This window comes from Leifsonia shinshuensis, from assembly GCF_031456835.1.
GTDB lineage: Bacteria > Actinomycetota > Actinomycetes > Actinomycetales > Microbacteriaceae > Leifsonia > Leifsonia shinshuensis_C.
Genome location: NZ_JAVDVK010000001.1, coordinates 3471024 through 3485626, shown reverse-complemented (window position 1 = coordinate 3485626; position 14603 = coordinate 3471024). Strand labels below are relative to the sequence as shown.

Sequence of the window (14603 nt, the reverse complement as noted above, 5' to 3'; positions counted from 1 at the left end):
GACGCGGGGTGGATCCGTTGCATCGACGGGTCGCTCCGCGATCGATCGCGTCGTATACCATTTGTCGCCCGCCGGGCTCTGCCCTATAACGGACGGAGCGATGCGACGATCCGCCGTCGCGGAGGCCGAGCGCGAGGAGTCGCCATGTGGGACACCACGACCCGGGTGCCGTTCAGCGCGTCCCTCCTCGGCGAGCGCAGCGACGCGGACGGCAGGCGCCGACTGCTCGCCCTCATCGCCGAGTGCCCGGGCATCACGGTCGACGAGCTCGCGGCCCTCGGCCTGCCCAGCCTGTTCTCCGACCTCCGGTCCTTCCACCGCGACGGGCTCATCGCGACCGAGCCGTCGCCGCCGCGCTTCTTCGAGCGCGCCACGCGCGTGTACCCGGCGCCCGCCTGACGGCATGGCTTCCCGCGGCGCGCCTCAGCCGACGGTGAGCGTCCCGTCAGCCGCCAGCGTCCAGCCCGGGTTGTACGCGACCTCCCAGACGTGACCGTCCGGGTCCGCGAAGTACCCCGAGTAGCCGCCCCAGAACACGCGCTCCGCGGGCTTCAGGATGCGCGCGCCCGCCGCCTCCGCCGCCGCGAGGACGCCGTCGACGTCCTCCTCCGATCGCTGGTTGCACGCGAGCGTGATGCCGCTGAACGTCCCGTCGACCGGATGCCGGGCATCGGCTGCCAGCTCGTCGCGCCCGAACAGCGCGAACGCCATCCCGGGCAGCTGGTAGAAGACGACGCCTTCGGGGGCGTCGGCGGGCGTCCAGCCCAGCCCCTCCTCGTAGAAGGCCCGGCTCCGCGCCAGGTCGGCCACACCGAGCGTCACGAGACTGATGCGCTGATCCATGGTGCCGACGCTAGCGCGGGCTACCGACGGAGCGCCTGCTCCACATCCTCGAGCAGGTCGTCGACGTCCTCGATGCCGACCGACAGGCGCACGATGTTGTCGGGCACCTCGAGCGCGGTGCCGCGCACCGAGGCGTGCGTCATCTCCGACGGGTAGCCGATCAGCGACTCCACGCCGCCGAGCGACTCCGCCAGCTGGAAGACCTGCGTCGACTCGGCGAACCGGCGTGCGGCCGGGGCCCCGCCCGCGAGCGCGACCGACAGCATCCCGCCGAAACCGCTCATCTGGCGCGCGGCCAGCTCGTGCCCGGGGTGGTCGGGAAGGCCCGGGTAGTAGACCGCGTCCACGCCGTCGTGCCCGACGAGCGCCTCCGCGATGGCCTGGGCGTTCGCACTGTGCTGGCGCACGCGCACGTCCAGCGTCTTGATGCCGCGGGTCGTGAGCCACGCATCCATCGGGGACGACACGGCGCCTGCCGCGAACTGGATGAACTGCGCCTTCTCGGCGAGCTCCTCGTCGGCGAAGACCAGCGCGCCGCCGATCACATCGGAGTGGCCGCCCAGGTACTTCGTGGTCGAGTGCACGACGACGTCCGCGCCGAACTCCAGCGGCTGCTGCAGCGCGGGAGAGGCGAACGTGTTGTCCACGACGACGACGGCTCCGACCGCGTGACCGAGCTCGACGAGCGCGGCGATGTCGCTGATCTTCATGAGCGGGTTGCTGGGCGTCTCGATCCACAGCATCCGGGTGCCGTCGGTGCCGAGCGCCGTCCGGACCGCGTCGAGGTCGGCCAGGTCGACGGTGGTGTTCCGGATGCCCCACTCGCTGTGGATGCGGTCGATCAGCCGGTGCGTGCCGCCGTAGGCGTCGTTGCCGAGCACGATGTGGTCGCCCGGGCGGAGCGCGGAGCGAAGCAGCGCGTCCTCGGCGGCGAGGCCCGACGCGAACGACAGGGCGCGCACGCCGCCCTCGAGCGAGGCGAGCAGGGTCTCGAGCGACGTCCGGGTGGGGTTGCCGGCGCGGCCGTACTCGTAGCCGTTTCGGAGGCCGCCGATGCCGTCCTGCACGAACGTCGAGGTCTGGTAGATCGGCGGGATGATCGCGCCGGTGGTGGGGTCGAACTCCTGACCCTCGTGGATGGCGCGCGTGGCGAAGCCGTGTGTCATGGTTCCCTTTTCCTGAATGGAGCGGCCCGGTACGGGTCAGTCGCTGAAGTAGTTGAGGAGGTCCTGCCGGGTGAGCACCGCGACGGGCTTGCCGCCGTCGGTGACCAGCAGTGCGCTCGCGGTGGCGAGGGCGGCGCGGGCCGCGGTCACCGACTCGTTCACGCCGATGAGCGGCAGCGGCTCGCCGAGGTGGGTGCCCACGGAGTCGCTCATCTCGGCCTGGCCGCTGAACACGGCGTCAACGAGCGAGCGCTCGTCCAACGCGCCGGCCACCTCGCCCATCATGACGGGCGGCTCGGCCGTCAGCACGACGAGCTGCGAGACGCCGTAGGTGTTCATCGTCTGGATGGCGTCGCGCACCGTCTCGGAGGGGTGCGTGTGCACCAGGTCGGGGAGGTCGCCTCGCTTGGTCTTGACGATGTCGTGCACCGTCGCCTCGTGCGGCACCTCGCTGAAGCCGTAGGACTGCATCCACCGGTCGTTAAAGATCTTGGCCAGGTAGCCGCGTCCGCCGTCCGGGAGGATGACGACGACGATGTCGTCGGGACCGAGATCCTTCGCGGCCCGGAGCGCGGCCACGACGGCCATGCCGCTCGACCCGCCGACGAGGATGCCCTCCTCGCGCGCCAGCCGCCGCGTCATCCGGAACGCGTCGGCGTCGCTCACCGCGATCACCTCGTCGACGACCTCCGGGTCGTAGGCGCCCGGCCAGAAGTCCTCGCCGACGCCCTCCACCAGGTAGGGACGGCCGGTGCCGCCCGAGTAGACGGAGCCCTCGGGGTCGGCGCCGATGATGCGGACGCGGCCGTCCGACACCTCGCGCAGGTAGCGTCCGGTCCCGGTGATCGTCCCGCCCGTGCCGACGCCGGCCACCAGGTGGGTGACCCGTCCGTCGGTGTCGCGCCAGATCTCCGGACCCGTGGTCTCGTAGTGGCTGCGCGGGCCGTTGGGGTTGAAGTACTGATTGGGCTTGAAGGCGCCCGGGATCTCGGCGGCCAGGCGGTCCGACACCGAGTAATAGGAGTCGGGATGCTCGGGCGGCACCGAGGTCGGCGTCACCACCACCTCCGCTCCGTAGGCGGTGAGGACGTTGATCTTGTCCTCCCCCACCTTGTCGGGGAGCACGAACACGCACCGGTACCCGCGCTGCTGCGCGACCAGGGCGAGCCCGACTCCGGTGTTGCCGCTCGTCGGTTCCACGATGGTGCCGCCGGGCTTCAGAAGCCCTTCCTGCTCCGCAGCGTCGATGATGCGGGAGGCGATGCGGTCCTTCGACGAACCTCCGGGGTTCAGGTACTCGAGTTTGACGAGCACCGTCGCCGCGATCCCGTCGGTCAGCCTGTTGAGCTTCACGAGCGGGGTGTCGCCGACCAAGTCGATGATGGTCTGTGCGTACTTCACCCGACCCACCTTAACAGCGCGGCTCCGCCCGGACGAGCCTGTGACGCCCGCCCTAGAATCGCTTCATGCCCGTGTCCGACCTGTCGCCCGTCGCACAGGACTACCTGAAGATCATCTGGTCGGCGACCGAGTGGTCGGACGAGCCGGTCACCGTGAAGCAGCTGGCCGAGCGGATGGGCGTGCGCGCGGCGACCGTGTCCGACGGCATCCGGCGGCTCGGCGAGCAGGGTCTCGTGGCGCACGAACGGTACGGCGGCGTCGAGCTCACCGAGGCGGGCCGGCGGCACGCCGTGGCGATGGTGCGCCGGCACCGGCTGATCGAGACGTTCCTGGTCGAGGAGCTCGGCTACGGCTGGGACGAGGTGCACGACGAGGCCGAGGTGCTGGAGCACGCGGTCTCCGACGAGCTGGTCGAGCGGCTGGACCGCCGCCTCGGCCACCCCGCGCGCGACCCGCACGGCGACCCGATCCCGACGGCGGACGGCACGCCGCGCCGCCCGGACGCGGTCCCGCTGCTCGACGCGCCGGACGGGGCGCGGCTCACCGTCGTGCGCATCTCCGACGCCGACCCCGCCGTCCTCCGCTACCTCGGCGAGCGCGGCATCGGCCTCGACACCGCCCTGACGGTCGACGAGCACCGCCCGTTCGCGGGCGACATCACGGTCGACGTCGCCGGCGAGCGCGTGGTGCTCGGCGCGACGGCGGCGTCCGCCGTCTGGGTGGCGGCGCACCCGCGTCCGTAGCGCCGCCGAGCGTCTGCCGCGGTTCGGAACGTCTGCCGCCGGTCGAGCAGGCGCAGACGTTACGCGGCGCAGCAGTCACCGCGTGCGGCGGTCAGGCGCCCGCGACCGTCAGGCCGACCAGCAGCAGGTTCAGCACCACCACGAGACCGGCGACCGCACCGCCCAGGATGCGCACCCAGAGCCGGTCGGCCGACTCCCCCATCACCGCACGCGAGCCGGTCAGCCGCAGCAGCGGGATCATCGCGAACGGGATGCCGAGGCTCAGGAACACCTGCGACAGCACCAGCGCCCAGGTCGGGTCGGCCCCGAGGGCGAGGATGACGACGGCGGGGACGAGCGTGGCGATCCGGCGGGCGAGCAGCGGGATGCGGAGCTTCAGGAGGCCGCCCATGATGGTCGCACCGGCGTAGCTGCCGACCGACGAGGAGGCGAGCCCCGACGCGAGCAGTCCCACGGCGAAGATGACGCCGATCGCCGGTCCGAGCGCCGACGAAATGGCATGGTAGGCGCCCTCGATGGTGTCGGTCCCGTCCACGCCGCCGAGGGCGGACGCCGCGACGAGCAGCATCGCGATGTTCACCGCGCCCGCCAGCACCAGGGCGAGCGCCACATCCACCCGGGTCGCGTGCAGCAGCGTCCGCACCCGTCCGGGGTCGCCGGGAGGGCCGTGCCGGTCGCGCGCCAGCGCGGAGTGCAGGTAGATGGCGTGCGGCATCACGGTGGCCCCGAGCATGCCCGCCGCGAGGAGCACGGTCTCGGCGCCGTCGAAGCGCGGGACCAGGCCGCCCACGGCCGCGCCCCAGTCCACGGGGCTCACGAACAGTCCCGCGAGGAACCCGACCGCGATCACGCCGAGCAGCCCGAGGATGACCGCCTCGAACGGCCGCTGCCCCCGGCGCGACTGGATGGCGAGGATGCCGATGGCGACGATCCCGACGACCAGACCGCCGATCGGGAGCGGGAGCCCGAACAGCAGGTTGAGGGCGATCGCGCCGCCGATCACCTCCGCGATGTCGGTCGCCGCCGCCACGAGCTCCGCTTGCACCCAGTAGGCGCGTCGCGTCCCGGTCCCGAGCCGCTCCCCCAGGAGCTCCGGCAGGCTGCGTCCCGTGACGATGCCGAGCTTTGCGGACTGGTACTGCACGAAGACCGCGATCGCGTTCGCGGCGACGAGCACCCACACCAGCAGGTAGCCGTACCGCGCGCCGGCCGTCAGGTTGGCGGCGACGTTGCCGGGATCGACGTAGGCGATCGCCGCGACGAACGCCGGGCCGAGCAGCAGGAGGACGCGCGCGCCGACCGCCGGGCGCACCCGTGCCGTCGTCGCCTCACGTTCCCGGACCCGTGCCACCCCCGAACTCTACGCCAGCGCGAACGGAAAAGTTAGCCCGGGCTAACTCCGCCGCCGCCTGTGCCCCGAGAACGGCGCGTCAGGCGAGCAGCGTGCGCAGCGCGACGATGCGATCGTCGCGCACCTCGATGACGTCGATCCCGCGGGCGACCGGCGCCCCCTCCGGCCCGAACGTCCAGGCGAGCGCACCGCTCGACGGCCCGAGGTACACGGGACCGTCTTCCGCGAAGGCGAACGACTCCGGCGCTCCCGCGAGCAGCCCCGCGGCCTTCGCCTCCAGTGCATCCCACCCGGTGACCGCGCCCTCCGGATCGGTGAACACCACGTCCTCGGCGTACACGCGCTCGATCGCGGCGCGGCGTGAGGCGGCGTCGCGGTTGCCGAAGACTTCGCGCAGGTTGGCGGACAGCAGTTCGGTGGTCGTGGGCACGGGGTTCCTCTCGCCGATGGATGGGCGCCCGTCCGGGGCGCCCGGGGGGCGCTACTCCTCGAGCACGCTGCTCTCGGTCTGCTCGCGGTAGAGCCGCGAGTACACGCCGCCGAGGTCGAGCAGCTCGCGATGCGTGCCCTGCTCGACCACCTGGCCGTGGTCGATGACGAAGATGACGTCCGCGGAGACGATCGTGGAGAGCCGGTGCGCGATCGCGATCGTCGTGCGCCCGCTGGAGGCCGCATCCAGCGCCTGCTGCACGACCCGCTCCGAGATCGTGTCGAGCGCGCTGGTCGCCTCGTCGAGGATGAGCACCTCGGGGTCCTTCAGCAGCACCCGGGCGATCGCGATGCGCTGCTTCTCGCCGCCGGAGAGGCGGTAGCCGCGCTCGCCGACGATGGTCCGGTAGCCGTCGGGGAACCCCGCGATCGTGTCGTGGATGTTCGCCTGCCGGGCGGCCTGCTCCAGCTCCTCGTCGGTCGCGTCCGGCCGCGCGTAGCGGAGGTTCTCGGCGATCGTCGCGTGGAAGAGGTAGGTCTCCTGGCTGACGACGCCGATATGCGACACCAGCGACTCCTGCTGCAGGTCGCGCACGTCCGTGTCGCCGAAGCGGATGCTGCCGCTGGTGGCGTCGTAGAACCGCGGGATCAGGTACGAGACCGTCGTCTTGCCCGCGCCGCTCGGGCCGACGAAGGCCGCGAACTCGCCCGGCCGGATGACGAAGGAGACGTCGTCGAGCGTGTTGCGCTCGCCCTCGCGCGCGTCCGGGTAGCGGAACACGACGTGGTCGAACTCGATCCGCCCGAGGTCGCGCGCCGGGTCGACCGGGGCGGCGTCGGGGCGGTCGGCGATGGCCGGCTTCAGGTCGAGGTACTCGAAGATGCGCGCGAACAAGGCCCCGGAGGTCTGCAGGTCGAGCGCGACGCGCATCAGCGCGAGCAGCGGGAAGAGCAGCCGGGCCTGCACCGTGGTGAAGGCGACGATGGTTCCCGCGGTGATGTCGGGCGCACCGCCCAGGATCAGCCAGCCCGACACGAGGTAGACGATCGCCGGGATCGCGGAGAGGAACACGTTGACCATCGCGAAGAACCACTGGCCGCTCATCGCCTGCGACACCTGCAGCCGGATCTGGTTGCGGTTCTCGTCGGAGTAGCGCTCGACCTCGGCCGCCTGGCGGTTGAAGCTCTTCGACAGCAGGATGCCGGAGACGCTCAGCGTCTCCTGCGTGATCGCCGTCATGTCCGACAGCGACTCCTGCGTCTTGGTGGCGATGCGGGCGCGCACCTGCCCGACCCGGCGCTGCGCGATCACCAGGATCGGCATGAGCACGACGGCCACGATGGTCAGCTGCCAGTTGAGCAGCAGCATCGCCACCAGTGCGGCGATCACCGTGACGGTGTTGCCCAGGATGCTCGACATCGTGTTGGTGAGCACGCTCGCCACCCCGCCGACGTCGTTCTGCAGGCGCGACTGGATGATGCCCGTCTTGGTGCGCGTGAAGAAGCTCAGCTCCATCGCCTGCAGGTGCGAGAACAGGCGGACGCGCAGCGCACCCATCACCTTGTTGCCGACCGACGCGGTCAGGTACGTCTGCCAGACGCCGAGCAGCGCCGACGCCACGTACACGACGAGCATGAGGACGACGATCTCGACCAGCACGGGGAGGTTCGGCGTGCCGCCGGGCGGGAACAGCCCGTGGTCGAAAGCCCGCTCGGTGAGCAGCGGCGGGATGACGGTCAGCGCGGCCCCGACGAGCACGAGGACGATGGTGACGCCGATCGCCATCCGGTGCGGCGCGAACAGTTCGACGATGCGCCGGAAGAGGTGCGGGATCTTCGGAGCGGTGGCGTTGAGCGCCCGCTGCGCGTCGGCGTCCCCGCCGCCGAGGCGGGGACGGCCGCCCGGTCCGCCGCCGCCCGCCATCCCGCGCATCCCGCTCATGGATTCAGCGTAACCCTCTTGCGGGGGCCGCCCGACGTGACGGAACCGTGATGCAAGCGCTTGACGTAAACGCTTGCATGTCGCTGGAGGGTCGGGGTACGGTGAGGCCGGGCGCACCCGCGCCCAGCACCAAGAGCTCAACGAGGAGTGAAATGAAAGCAGCACGTCTCTCCGTGATCGCCGGTGTGGCCCTGGTGGGTCTGACACTGGCCGGATGCACCGGTGGCGGCGGTTCGGGAAGCGGCGGCGGCGACGCCGGCGCCAACACCGACAGCAAGGGCCCGATCACCTACGTGCAGGGCAAGGACAACTCCAACGTCGTCCGGCCGCTGATCGAGAAGTGGAACAAGGCTCACCCGAACGAGAAGGTCACGTTCAAGGAGCAGACCGACCAGGCCGACCAGCAGCACGACGACCTCGTGCAGCACTTCCAGGCCAAGGACCCCAACTACGACGTCGTCGACGTCGACGTGGTGTGGACCGGCGAGTTCGCGGCCAAGGGCTGGCTCCAGCCGCTGACCGGCACGTTCAAGATGGACAACTCGTCCCTGCTGGCCCCGACCGTCAAGTCGGGCACCTACAACGGCACGCAGTACGCGGCGCCGCAGACCTCGGACGGCGGCATCCTGTACTACCGCAAGGACCTGGTCCCGACCCCGCCGAAGACGTGGGACGACATGCTCAAGGACTGCGACATCGCCAAGGCGAAGGGCATCGGCTGCTACGCCGGTCAGTTCGCTCAGTACGAGGGCCTGACCGTGAACGTCGCCGAGGCGATCAACACCAACGGCGGCACGATCGTCGGTGAGGACGGCAAGAAGGTCACCGTCGACAGCAGCGAGGCGAAGGAGGGCCTCGGCCGCCTGGTGGACGGCTTCAAGAACGGGCAGATCCCGGCCGAGGCGATCACCTACCAGGAGGAGCAGGGCCGGCAGGCGTTCGAGGCCGGCAAGCTGATGTTCCTGCGCAACTGGCCGTACGTGTACAACCTGGCCAAGACCGACGGCTCGTCGACGGTCAAGGACACCTTCGGGATCGCGCCGCTTCCGGGCGTCTCCGCGGACAAGCCGGGCGTCTCCAGCCTGGGCGGCCACAACGCGGCGATCAGCGTGTACTCGAAGCACAAGGCGACCGCGTTCGAGTTCCTGAAGTTCCTGCAGAGCGAAGAGACCCAGAAGTTCTTCGTGACCCAGGGCTCGCTCGCTCCGGTGGTCGCGTCGCTGTACGACGACGCCGCGCTGAACAGCCAGCTGCCGTACCTGTCCACCCTGAAGACGTCGATCGAGAACGCCGTGCCGCGTCCCGTCTCGCCGTTCTACCCGGCGATCACCAAGGCCGTTCAGGACAACGCGTACGCAGCCCTGAAGGGCGACAAGACGGTCGACCAGGCGCTGAAGGACATGTCCTCGGCGATCCAGACCGCAACCGCAGGCTGATCGAAGCCTGAAACGGTCGCCGGGCGGCGGGAACCACTCCCGCCGCCCGGCCCCACACCTACTTGAGACTCCTCCGGAGGCACACATGTCAACGTCGAACGTCGTCGCCCCCTCATCCACGAAGGCCGGTCGCAACGGAACACCGCCGGTCCGCGCCGGTGTGAAGAAGAACCGCCAACAGCAGAGCCGCTGGGCGTTCTACCTCATCATCCCCACGCTGGTCCTCCTCGCCATCGTCATCGGCTACCCGGTGGTCAGCGCCATCGTCATGTCCTTCCAGAAGGACGCCGGCCTCGACCCGGCGACCGGCCTGTTCGTGCAGGGCGGTTTCGCGGGCTTCCAGAACTACGCGCACTGGCTGTTCCAGCAGTGCATGGGCCCGAACGGCACCACCATCAGCTGCCCGCCCGGCAACCTGGGCTCCAGCTTCTGGAGCGCCGTCTTCGTCACCTTCTTCTTCACCGTGACGACCGTGGTCCTCGAGACGCTGCTGGGCCTCTGGTTCGCGCTGATCATGAACCGCGCGTTCCGCGGCCGCGGCTTCGTCCGCGCGGCGATCCTCATCCCGTGGGCCATCCCGACCGCCGTCACCGCCAAGCTGTGGTTCTTCATCTTCTCGGTCGCGGGTGTCGCCAACGCCGTCATCGGCGCGCACATCCTCTGGACCAGCGACGAGTGGGCCTCCCGGTTCGCGGTCATCATCGCCGACACCTGGAAGACGACGCCGTTCATGGCGCTGCTCATCCTCGCCGGCCTGCAGGTGATCCCCGAGGATGTCTACGAGGCGGCGAAGGTCGACGGCGCCGGCACCCTGCAGCGGTTCTGGCGCGTGACGCTCCCGCTGCTCAAGCCCGCGCTGATGGTCGCCATCCTGTTCCGCGTGCTCGACGCGCTCCGCATCTACGACCTGCCGCAGATCCTCACCGGAGGCGGTGGTGGAACAGGCCATGCCACCACGACCCTGTCGATCCTGGTCGTCGACCAGATCAGGCAGGGCTTCAACAGCGCAGCGGCGCTCTCGACCATCACGTTCATCATCATCTTCCTGGTCGCCTTCATCTTCGTCCGATTGCTCGGCACGAACGTGGTCCGAACGCAGGAGACTCAGCAGAAGGGGGCGAAGTGATGACCGCCGTCGCCGGACAGGCAGCAGCGACCGCCGAGGCGGGCGCGCTCCCCCGTACCCAGACCAAGAACCGCTCGAAGCGGCGCCGCCGCAATGCGAGCGCCCGCACGGGCATCCAGGCCATCGTCATCGTCATCTGGTGCCTGCTGCCGTTCTACTGGATGGTCGTGACCTCGTTCCGCGAGGTCGGCTACACGAGCGACAACACCCCGTGGTTCACCCACGTGACGCTCGACAACTACGTGACGGCCCTCTCGACGAAGCTCGGCAACAACCTGCCGGGCGCGCTGCTGAACTCGCTGTTCATCGGCGTCTGCGTCACGGCCATCTCGCTGGTCGTCGGCATCTTCGCCTCCTATGCGCTGGCCCGCCTGGACTTCAAGTTCAAGGGCGTCGTGCTCGGCATCATCCTGGCGGCTTCGATGTTCCCGGGCGTCGCGCTGATCACGCCGCTGTTCCAGCTGTTCACCAACATCGGCTGGATGGGCACCTACCAGGCGCTGATCATCCCGGAGATCTCGTTCGCACTGCCGCTGACGGTGTACACGCTGAACTCGTTCTTCCGGGAGATGCCGTGGGACCTCGAGGAGGCCGCCCGGATCGACGGCTGCACGCAGGCGCAGGCCTTCCGCAAGGTGATCCTGCCGCTGGCGGCCCCCGCCGTGTTCACCACGGCCATCCTGGCGTTCATCTCGTCGTGGAACGAGTTCCTGATCTCCAGCCAGCTCTCCAGCGACGCGACCCAGCCCGTCACCGTGGCCATCGCCTCCTTCACCGGCAGCCAGCCGCACCAGGAGCCGTACACCGCCGTCATGGCGGCCGGGACGATCGTCACGGTCCCGCTGATCATCCTGGTGCTGATCTTCCAGCGCCGGATCGTCGCGGGTCTGACCGCCGGTGGCGTGAAGGGCTGATCTCATGCGGTTCAGCGACTCCCGGGAACTGGTCGACGTCGGTCTCGGCTTCGTCGGGTTCTTCGCCGTCGCGTTCCTGGGGATCACCGTCTTCTGCGAGCTGACCGGCGAGCCGGCGCTCGGGTGGGCGCTGACCCTGCTGGTTCTCGTGCTGGCCTTCATCGGCCTCCTGCAGTTGCGCCGACGCATCCTGGCGCGGCGGCAGGAGGCCGAGGAGGCGCGGCTGCGCGAGACCCAGGACAGCTGAGCGGAGCACGCCGATGCCGGGTATCGAGGAGGTCGCGCGCGCGACCGGGGTCTCGACGGCCACCGTCTCCCGCGCGCTGCGCGGCCTGCCGAACGTGTCGGACAAGACCCGCGCGGCCGTCCGCCGCGCCGCGGACGAGCTCGGCTACGTCGCGTCGTCGAGCGCGTCCGGGCTCGCCAGCGGACGGACGCTCGCGATGGGCGTGGTGGTCCCCTCGGTGAGCCGGTGGTTCTACACGCAGGTGCTGGAGGGGGTGGATGCGGAGCTCCGGTCGGCGAGCTACGACATGATCCTGTTCAACCTCGGCGGCCACCGCGGCGACCGGGAGCGGGTCTTCCACCGCAGCATCCTGCGCAAGCGCACGGACGCGCTCCTCGCGCTGTGCCTCGACTTCACCACCGAGGAGCGCGAGCAGCTCTCGACGCTCGGTCACCCCACCATGGTGGTCGGCGGCCCGGTGAAGGGACTGCGCAGCGTCGGCATCGACGAGACGTCGACCGCGTACACCGCCACCTCGCACCTGATCGCCCTCGGTCACACCGACATCGCGCATCTCGGCGGCGAGGACGAGGAGGGCCTCAACAGCCAGGTGCCGATCGGGCGCCTGCACGGCTTCAAGGATGCGATGCGCGACGCGGGCCTGCCGGTGCGGCCCGAGTGGGTCATCCCGGGCGGGTTCTCGCTGCCGGAGAGCCGCGCGGCGATGAACCGGCTGCTGGACCGGCCCGGCCCGCGGCCCACCGCCGTGTTCGCGGGCTCCGACGAGATGGCGTTCGGCGCCATCCTCGCCGCCGGCGACCGCGGCCTGCGCGTGCCGGAGGACCTGTCCGTGATCGGGATCGACGACCACGACTACGCGGCGGGCTTCGGCCTCACCACGATGGCGCAGGATCCGTTCGAGCAGGGCGCGACGGCCGCGCGCATCCTGCTCGACGAGCTGGCGGGCGCGGAGCCGCGGGCGACGTCGGTGCGCTCCCCGGTGAGCCTGGTGGTCCGTTCGTCGACCGCACCGCCGCGCTGATGGCGACCGGTCGCGCTGCCGTCTGAGACAATGGAAGCGCGATCATCCAGTCGAGCGCGCCTTTCGGGTAGGCACGACCGATCAATGGGGTCGCCCGTCGGGCTTTCGGGGCCCGGATGACGGGAAGAGCCGCCCTGGCTAGGTCAGGGCGGCTCTTCGCGTTTCTGTGGGATCGTTCCCGGCCAGGAGGCGTCGTCAGTCGGCGTCGGCGAGGGCGAGGACCTCCGCCTCCTGCTGCACCGACTCGTGGGGCGCATCCACACGCTTCAGGTGCTTGTGGCCGATCATGATCAGCGCGGCGGCGACGAGCACCGAGATCCCTCCGGCGTAGAACGGCATGGCCGGGCTCACGGTGTCGGCGAGCAGGGTCGCCGCGGGCGGCGCGATGGCCCCACCGAGGAAGCGCACGCCCGAGTACGCGCTCGACGCGACCGACCGCGGCAGGTCCGTGGCCTCCATGACGCACTCGGTGAGCACCGTGTTCAGGATGCCGAGCAGCAGGCCGCCGACGACGACGCAGACGATCAGGGCGACGAGCGACCGCACGAACAGGCCGGCGGCGAGCAGGTCGAGCGCGAGCAGCGGCATCACCAGCCACAGCACCCGAGTGCGCGGGAGACGCGCGGTGAGCAGCGGTGCGACCCACACCGACGTGATCGCGAGGGCGACGCCCCAGCCGAAGAAGATCAGGCCGAGCGAGATGGCGTCCTCGACGCCCAGCGGCACGAGCGCGAACGGCGTGTACGCCAGCAGCACGAAGAAGCCGATGTTGTAGAACAGGGCGGCCGCGGCGAGGAACCCGAGCGCCGGGCGTCCGAGCGCACGGAACGGCGCGGACAGGCGGGTCGGCTCCGGCTTCTCGGGGTTCTTCTTGAGCAGCGAGACGATGGCGATGAAGCCGATCGCCATCAGCGTGGCCGTTCCGAAGAACGGACCGCGCCAGCTCCAGCTGCCGAGCAGGCCGCCGAGCAGAGGGCCGATCGCGATGCCCAGTCCCAGGGCCGCCTCGTAGAGGATGATCGCCGAGCTGGTTCCGCCCGAGGCGGCACCGACGATGGTCGCGAGCGCGGTGGAGATGAAGAGCGCGTTGCCGAGGCCCCATCCGGCGCGGAACCCGATGATCGACTCGACGTTCTGCGAGAGCCCGGCGGCGAGCGCGAAGACCACGATCAGCGCCAGGCCGATCAGCAGCGTCTTCTTGGCGCCGATGCGGCTGGAGATCCAGCTGCTGAAGAACATCGCGATGCCCGTGATCAGCAGGTAGCTCGTGAAGAGCATCTCCGTCTCGGTCGGCGTCGCCTGCAGGCTCTTCGCGATCGCCGGCAGGATCGGGTCGACGAGACCGATGCCCATGAAGGCGATGACGGAGGCGAAGGCCACGGCCCAGACGGCGGTGGGCTGTTTCAGGATGCTGGTGGGGCGTTCATGCGACATGGAGGTGTGTCGACTCCTTGGGGTCGTGAGGTGGTGGGAGGAGGATCGTGCGGGTCAGCGGCTGCCGGCCAGAGCGGCCGAGGCGGCGTTCGAGAGGTCGACGCGCGACCCGATGATCTGCACGGTGGACCGCATGGCCGCGAGCTCGTCGTCGCTGAGGTCGGAGAACATCGGCACGAGGGCGGCGGACAGCTCGTCGCGCCACTCCTGCAGCGCCTGCGCCCCCTTGTCGGTCACGGCGATCTGCCAGGCGCGCGCGTCGTCGGTGTCGGCGATGCGCTTGACCCACTCCGCGTCGACGAGGTTGCGGACGATCTTGGTCATCGTCGGCTGCGAGACCCGGCTCTGCGTGGCGAGCTCGCCGAGGCGCATGGGGCCGCTGGTCTGGAGGACGCTGAGCGTGCGCCACGTGGCGGGCGACTCGGTGCTGCCGGTGACGCGGGCGGCGAGCCGGGTGAGACGGTGCGCGGCGACCACGAGGTCGCCGAGGATCTGGTGGAGTTCGGGGGTCTCGGGCATGAGAACAATTATATATAGCTTGCCTATGTTT

Annotated in this window: 15 protein-coding genes; 7 read left to right on the top strand and 8 right to left on the bottom strand. The window is 70.2% G+C overall.

Going from position 1 to position 14603, the window contains the following annotated elements; genetic code table 11:
• The first annotated feature begins 144 nt into the window (after nt 1–144).
• A complete protein-coding gene (locus J2W45_RS17085) occupies nt 145–399 on the top strand; it encodes a hypothetical protein (RefSeq protein WP_310134293.1) in 255 nt (84 codons plus the stop codon).
• Nucleotides 400–423: 24 nt separating this feature from the next.
• Here the strand turns inward: J2W45_RS17085 and J2W45_RS17080 are convergent, their stop codons facing one another.
• Genes J2W45_RS17080 through J2W45_RS17070 form a run of 3 tightly spaced genes read right to left on the bottom strand, consistent with a single transcriptional unit; the run spans nt 424 to nt 3410 of the window.
• Nucleotides 424–843 carry a VOC family protein gene (locus tag J2W45_RS17080; RefSeq protein WP_310134292.1) on the bottom strand — a complete coding sequence of 140 codons (420 nt, stop codon included), beginning with the start codon at nt 841–843 and terminating at the stop codon, nt 424–426.
• Nucleotides 844–863: 20 nt separating this feature from the next.
• Entirely contained in the window at nt 864–2009 is a 1146-nt protein-coding gene (locus J2W45_RS17075; RefSeq protein ID WP_310134291.1) for a cystathionine gamma-synthase, read from the bottom strand.
• A 36-nt stretch (nt 2010–2045) separates the two neighbouring features.
• On the bottom strand, nt 2046–3410 hold the full coding sequence (locus tag J2W45_RS17070; protein ID WP_310134289.1) for a cystathionine beta-synthase: 1365 nt from the start codon (nt 3408–3410) through the stop codon (nt 2046–2048).
• Between the two features lie 65 nt (nt 3411–3475).
• Here J2W45_RS17070 and J2W45_RS17065 point away from each other — a divergent pair, with 65 nt between their 5' ends.
• The gene (locus J2W45_RS17065) at nt 3476–4153 is read left to right on the top strand and encodes a metal-dependent transcriptional regulator (protein WP_310134288.1); all 678 of its coding nucleotides are present in this window, start codon (nt 3476–3478) and stop codon (nt 4151–4153) included.
• A 91-nt stretch (nt 4154–4244) separates the two neighbouring features.
• Here the strand turns inward: J2W45_RS17065 and J2W45_RS17060 are convergent, their stop codons facing one another.
• From J2W45_RS17060 to J2W45_RS17050, 3 genes are all read right to left on the bottom strand, one after another.
• On the bottom strand, nt 4245–5504 hold the full coding sequence (locus J2W45_RS17060) for an Nramp family divalent metal transporter (RefSeq protein ID WP_310134286.1): 1260 nt from the start codon (nt 5502–5504) through the stop codon (nt 4245–4247).
• 79 nt (nt 5505–5583) lie between these two features.
• On the bottom strand, nt 5584–5934 hold the full coding sequence (locus J2W45_RS17055; protein ID WP_310134282.1) for a nuclear transport factor 2 family protein: 351 nt from the start codon (nt 5932–5934) through the stop codon (nt 5584–5586).
• 51 nt (nt 5935–5985) lie between these two features.
• On the bottom strand, nt 5986–7875 hold the full coding sequence (locus tag J2W45_RS17050) for an ABC transporter ATP-binding protein (protein ID WP_310134281.1): 1890 nt from the start codon (nt 7873–7875) through the stop codon (nt 5986–5988).
• A 152-nt stretch (nt 7876–8027) separates the two neighbouring features.
• Here J2W45_RS17050 and J2W45_RS17045 point away from each other — a divergent pair, with 152 nt between their 5' ends.
• From J2W45_RS17045 to J2W45_RS17025, 5 genes are all read left to right on the top strand, one after another.
• Nucleotides 8028–9311 (top strand): ABC transporter substrate-binding protein, encoded by a 1284-nt coding sequence (locus J2W45_RS17045; RefSeq protein ID WP_310134280.1) that lies wholly within the window; start codon nt 8028–8030, stop codon nt 9309–9311.
• An 85-nt stretch (nt 9312–9396) separates the two neighbouring features.
• Nucleotides 9397–10437, top strand: a complete 1041-nt coding sequence (locus tag J2W45_RS17040) for a carbohydrate ABC transporter permease (RefSeq protein ID WP_310134279.1) — start codon at nt 9397–9399, stop codon at nt 10435–10437.
• Nucleotides 10437–11351 carry a carbohydrate ABC transporter permease gene (locus J2W45_RS17035; RefSeq protein ID WP_310134277.1) on the top strand — a complete coding sequence of 305 codons (915 nt, stop codon included), beginning with the start codon at nt 10437–10439 and terminating at the stop codon, nt 11349–11351. Before J2W45_RS17040 ends, J2W45_RS17035 begins: the two co-directional genes overlap by 1 nt.
• A gap of 4 nt (nt 11352–11355) precedes the next feature.
• Nucleotides 11356–11598: a hypothetical protein gene (locus J2W45_RS17030; protein ID WP_310134275.1), complete on the top strand. Its 243-nt coding sequence runs from the start codon at nt 11356–11358 to the stop codon at nt 11596–11598.
• A 13-nt stretch (nt 11599–11611) separates the two neighbouring features.
• Nucleotides 11612–12619 (top strand): LacI family DNA-binding transcriptional regulator, encoded by a 1008-nt coding sequence (locus J2W45_RS17025; protein WP_310134273.1) that lies wholly within the window; start codon nt 11612–11614, stop codon nt 12617–12619.
• A 195-nt stretch (nt 12620–12814) separates the two neighbouring features.
• On the opposite strand, the gene J2W45_RS17020 is transcribed toward J2W45_RS17025, so the two are convergent.
• Both J2W45_RS17020 and J2W45_RS17015 read right to left on the bottom strand, forming a co-directional pair.
• Nucleotides 12815–14053 carry an MFS transporter gene (locus J2W45_RS17020; RefSeq protein WP_310134271.1) on the bottom strand — a complete coding sequence of 413 codons (1239 nt, stop codon included), beginning with the start codon at nt 14051–14053 and terminating at the stop codon, nt 12815–12817.
• 54 nt (nt 14054–14107) lie between these two features.
• On the bottom strand, nt 14108–14572 hold the full coding sequence (locus tag J2W45_RS17015; RefSeq protein ID WP_310134267.1) for a MarR family winged helix-turn-helix transcriptional regulator: 465 nt from the start codon (nt 14570–14572) through the stop codon (nt 14108–14110).
• Between the last annotated feature and the right edge of the window lie 31 nt (nt 14573–14603).

Bases quoted from the DNA above. Each gene is read 5' to 3' on its own strand.
- J2W45_RS17085 (WP_310134293.1), top strand. From the start codon at position 145: ATGTGGGACACCACGACCCGGGTGCCGTTCAGCGCGTCCCTCCTCGGC.
- J2W45_RS17080 (WP_310134292.1), bottom strand. From the start codon at position 843: ATGGATCAGCGCATCAGTCTCGTGACGCTCGGTGTGGCCGACCTGGCG.
- J2W45_RS17075 (WP_310134291.1), bottom strand. From the start codon at position 2,009: ATGACACACGGCTTCGCCACGCGCGCCATCCACGAGGGTCAGGAGTTC.
- J2W45_RS17065 (WP_310134288.1), top strand. From the start codon at position 3,476: ATGCCCGTGTCCGACCTGTCGCCCGTCGCACAGGACTACCTGAAGATC.
- J2W45_RS17050 (WP_310134281.1), bottom strand. From the start codon at position 7,875: ATGAGCGGGATGCGCGGGATGGCGGGCGGCGGCGGACCGGGCGGCCGT.
- J2W45_RS17045 (WP_310134280.1), top strand. From the start codon at position 8,028: ATGAAAGCAGCACGTCTCTCCGTGATCGCCGGTGTGGCCCTGGTGGGT.
- J2W45_RS17040 (WP_310134279.1), top strand. From the start codon at position 9,397: ATGTCAACGTCGAACGTCGTCGCCCCCTCATCCACGAAGGCCGGTCGC.
- J2W45_RS17035 (WP_310134277.1), top strand. From the start codon at position 10,437: ATGACCGCCGTCGCCGGACAGGCAGCAGCGACCGCCGAGGCGGGCGCG.
- J2W45_RS17030 (WP_310134275.1), top strand. From the start codon at position 11,356: ATGCGGTTCAGCGACTCCCGGGAACTGGTCGACGTCGGTCTCGGCTTC.
- J2W45_RS17025 (WP_310134273.1), top strand. From the start codon at position 11,612: ATGCCGGGTATCGAGGAGGTCGCGCGCGCGACCGGGGTCTCGACGGCC.
- J2W45_RS17020 (WP_310134271.1), bottom strand. From the start codon at position 14,053: ATGTCGCATGAACGCCCCACCAGCATCCTGAAACAGCCCACCGCCGTC.
- J2W45_RS17015 (WP_310134267.1), bottom strand. From the start codon at position 14,572: ATGCCCGAGACCCCCGAACTCCACCAGATCCTCGGCGACCTCGTGGTC.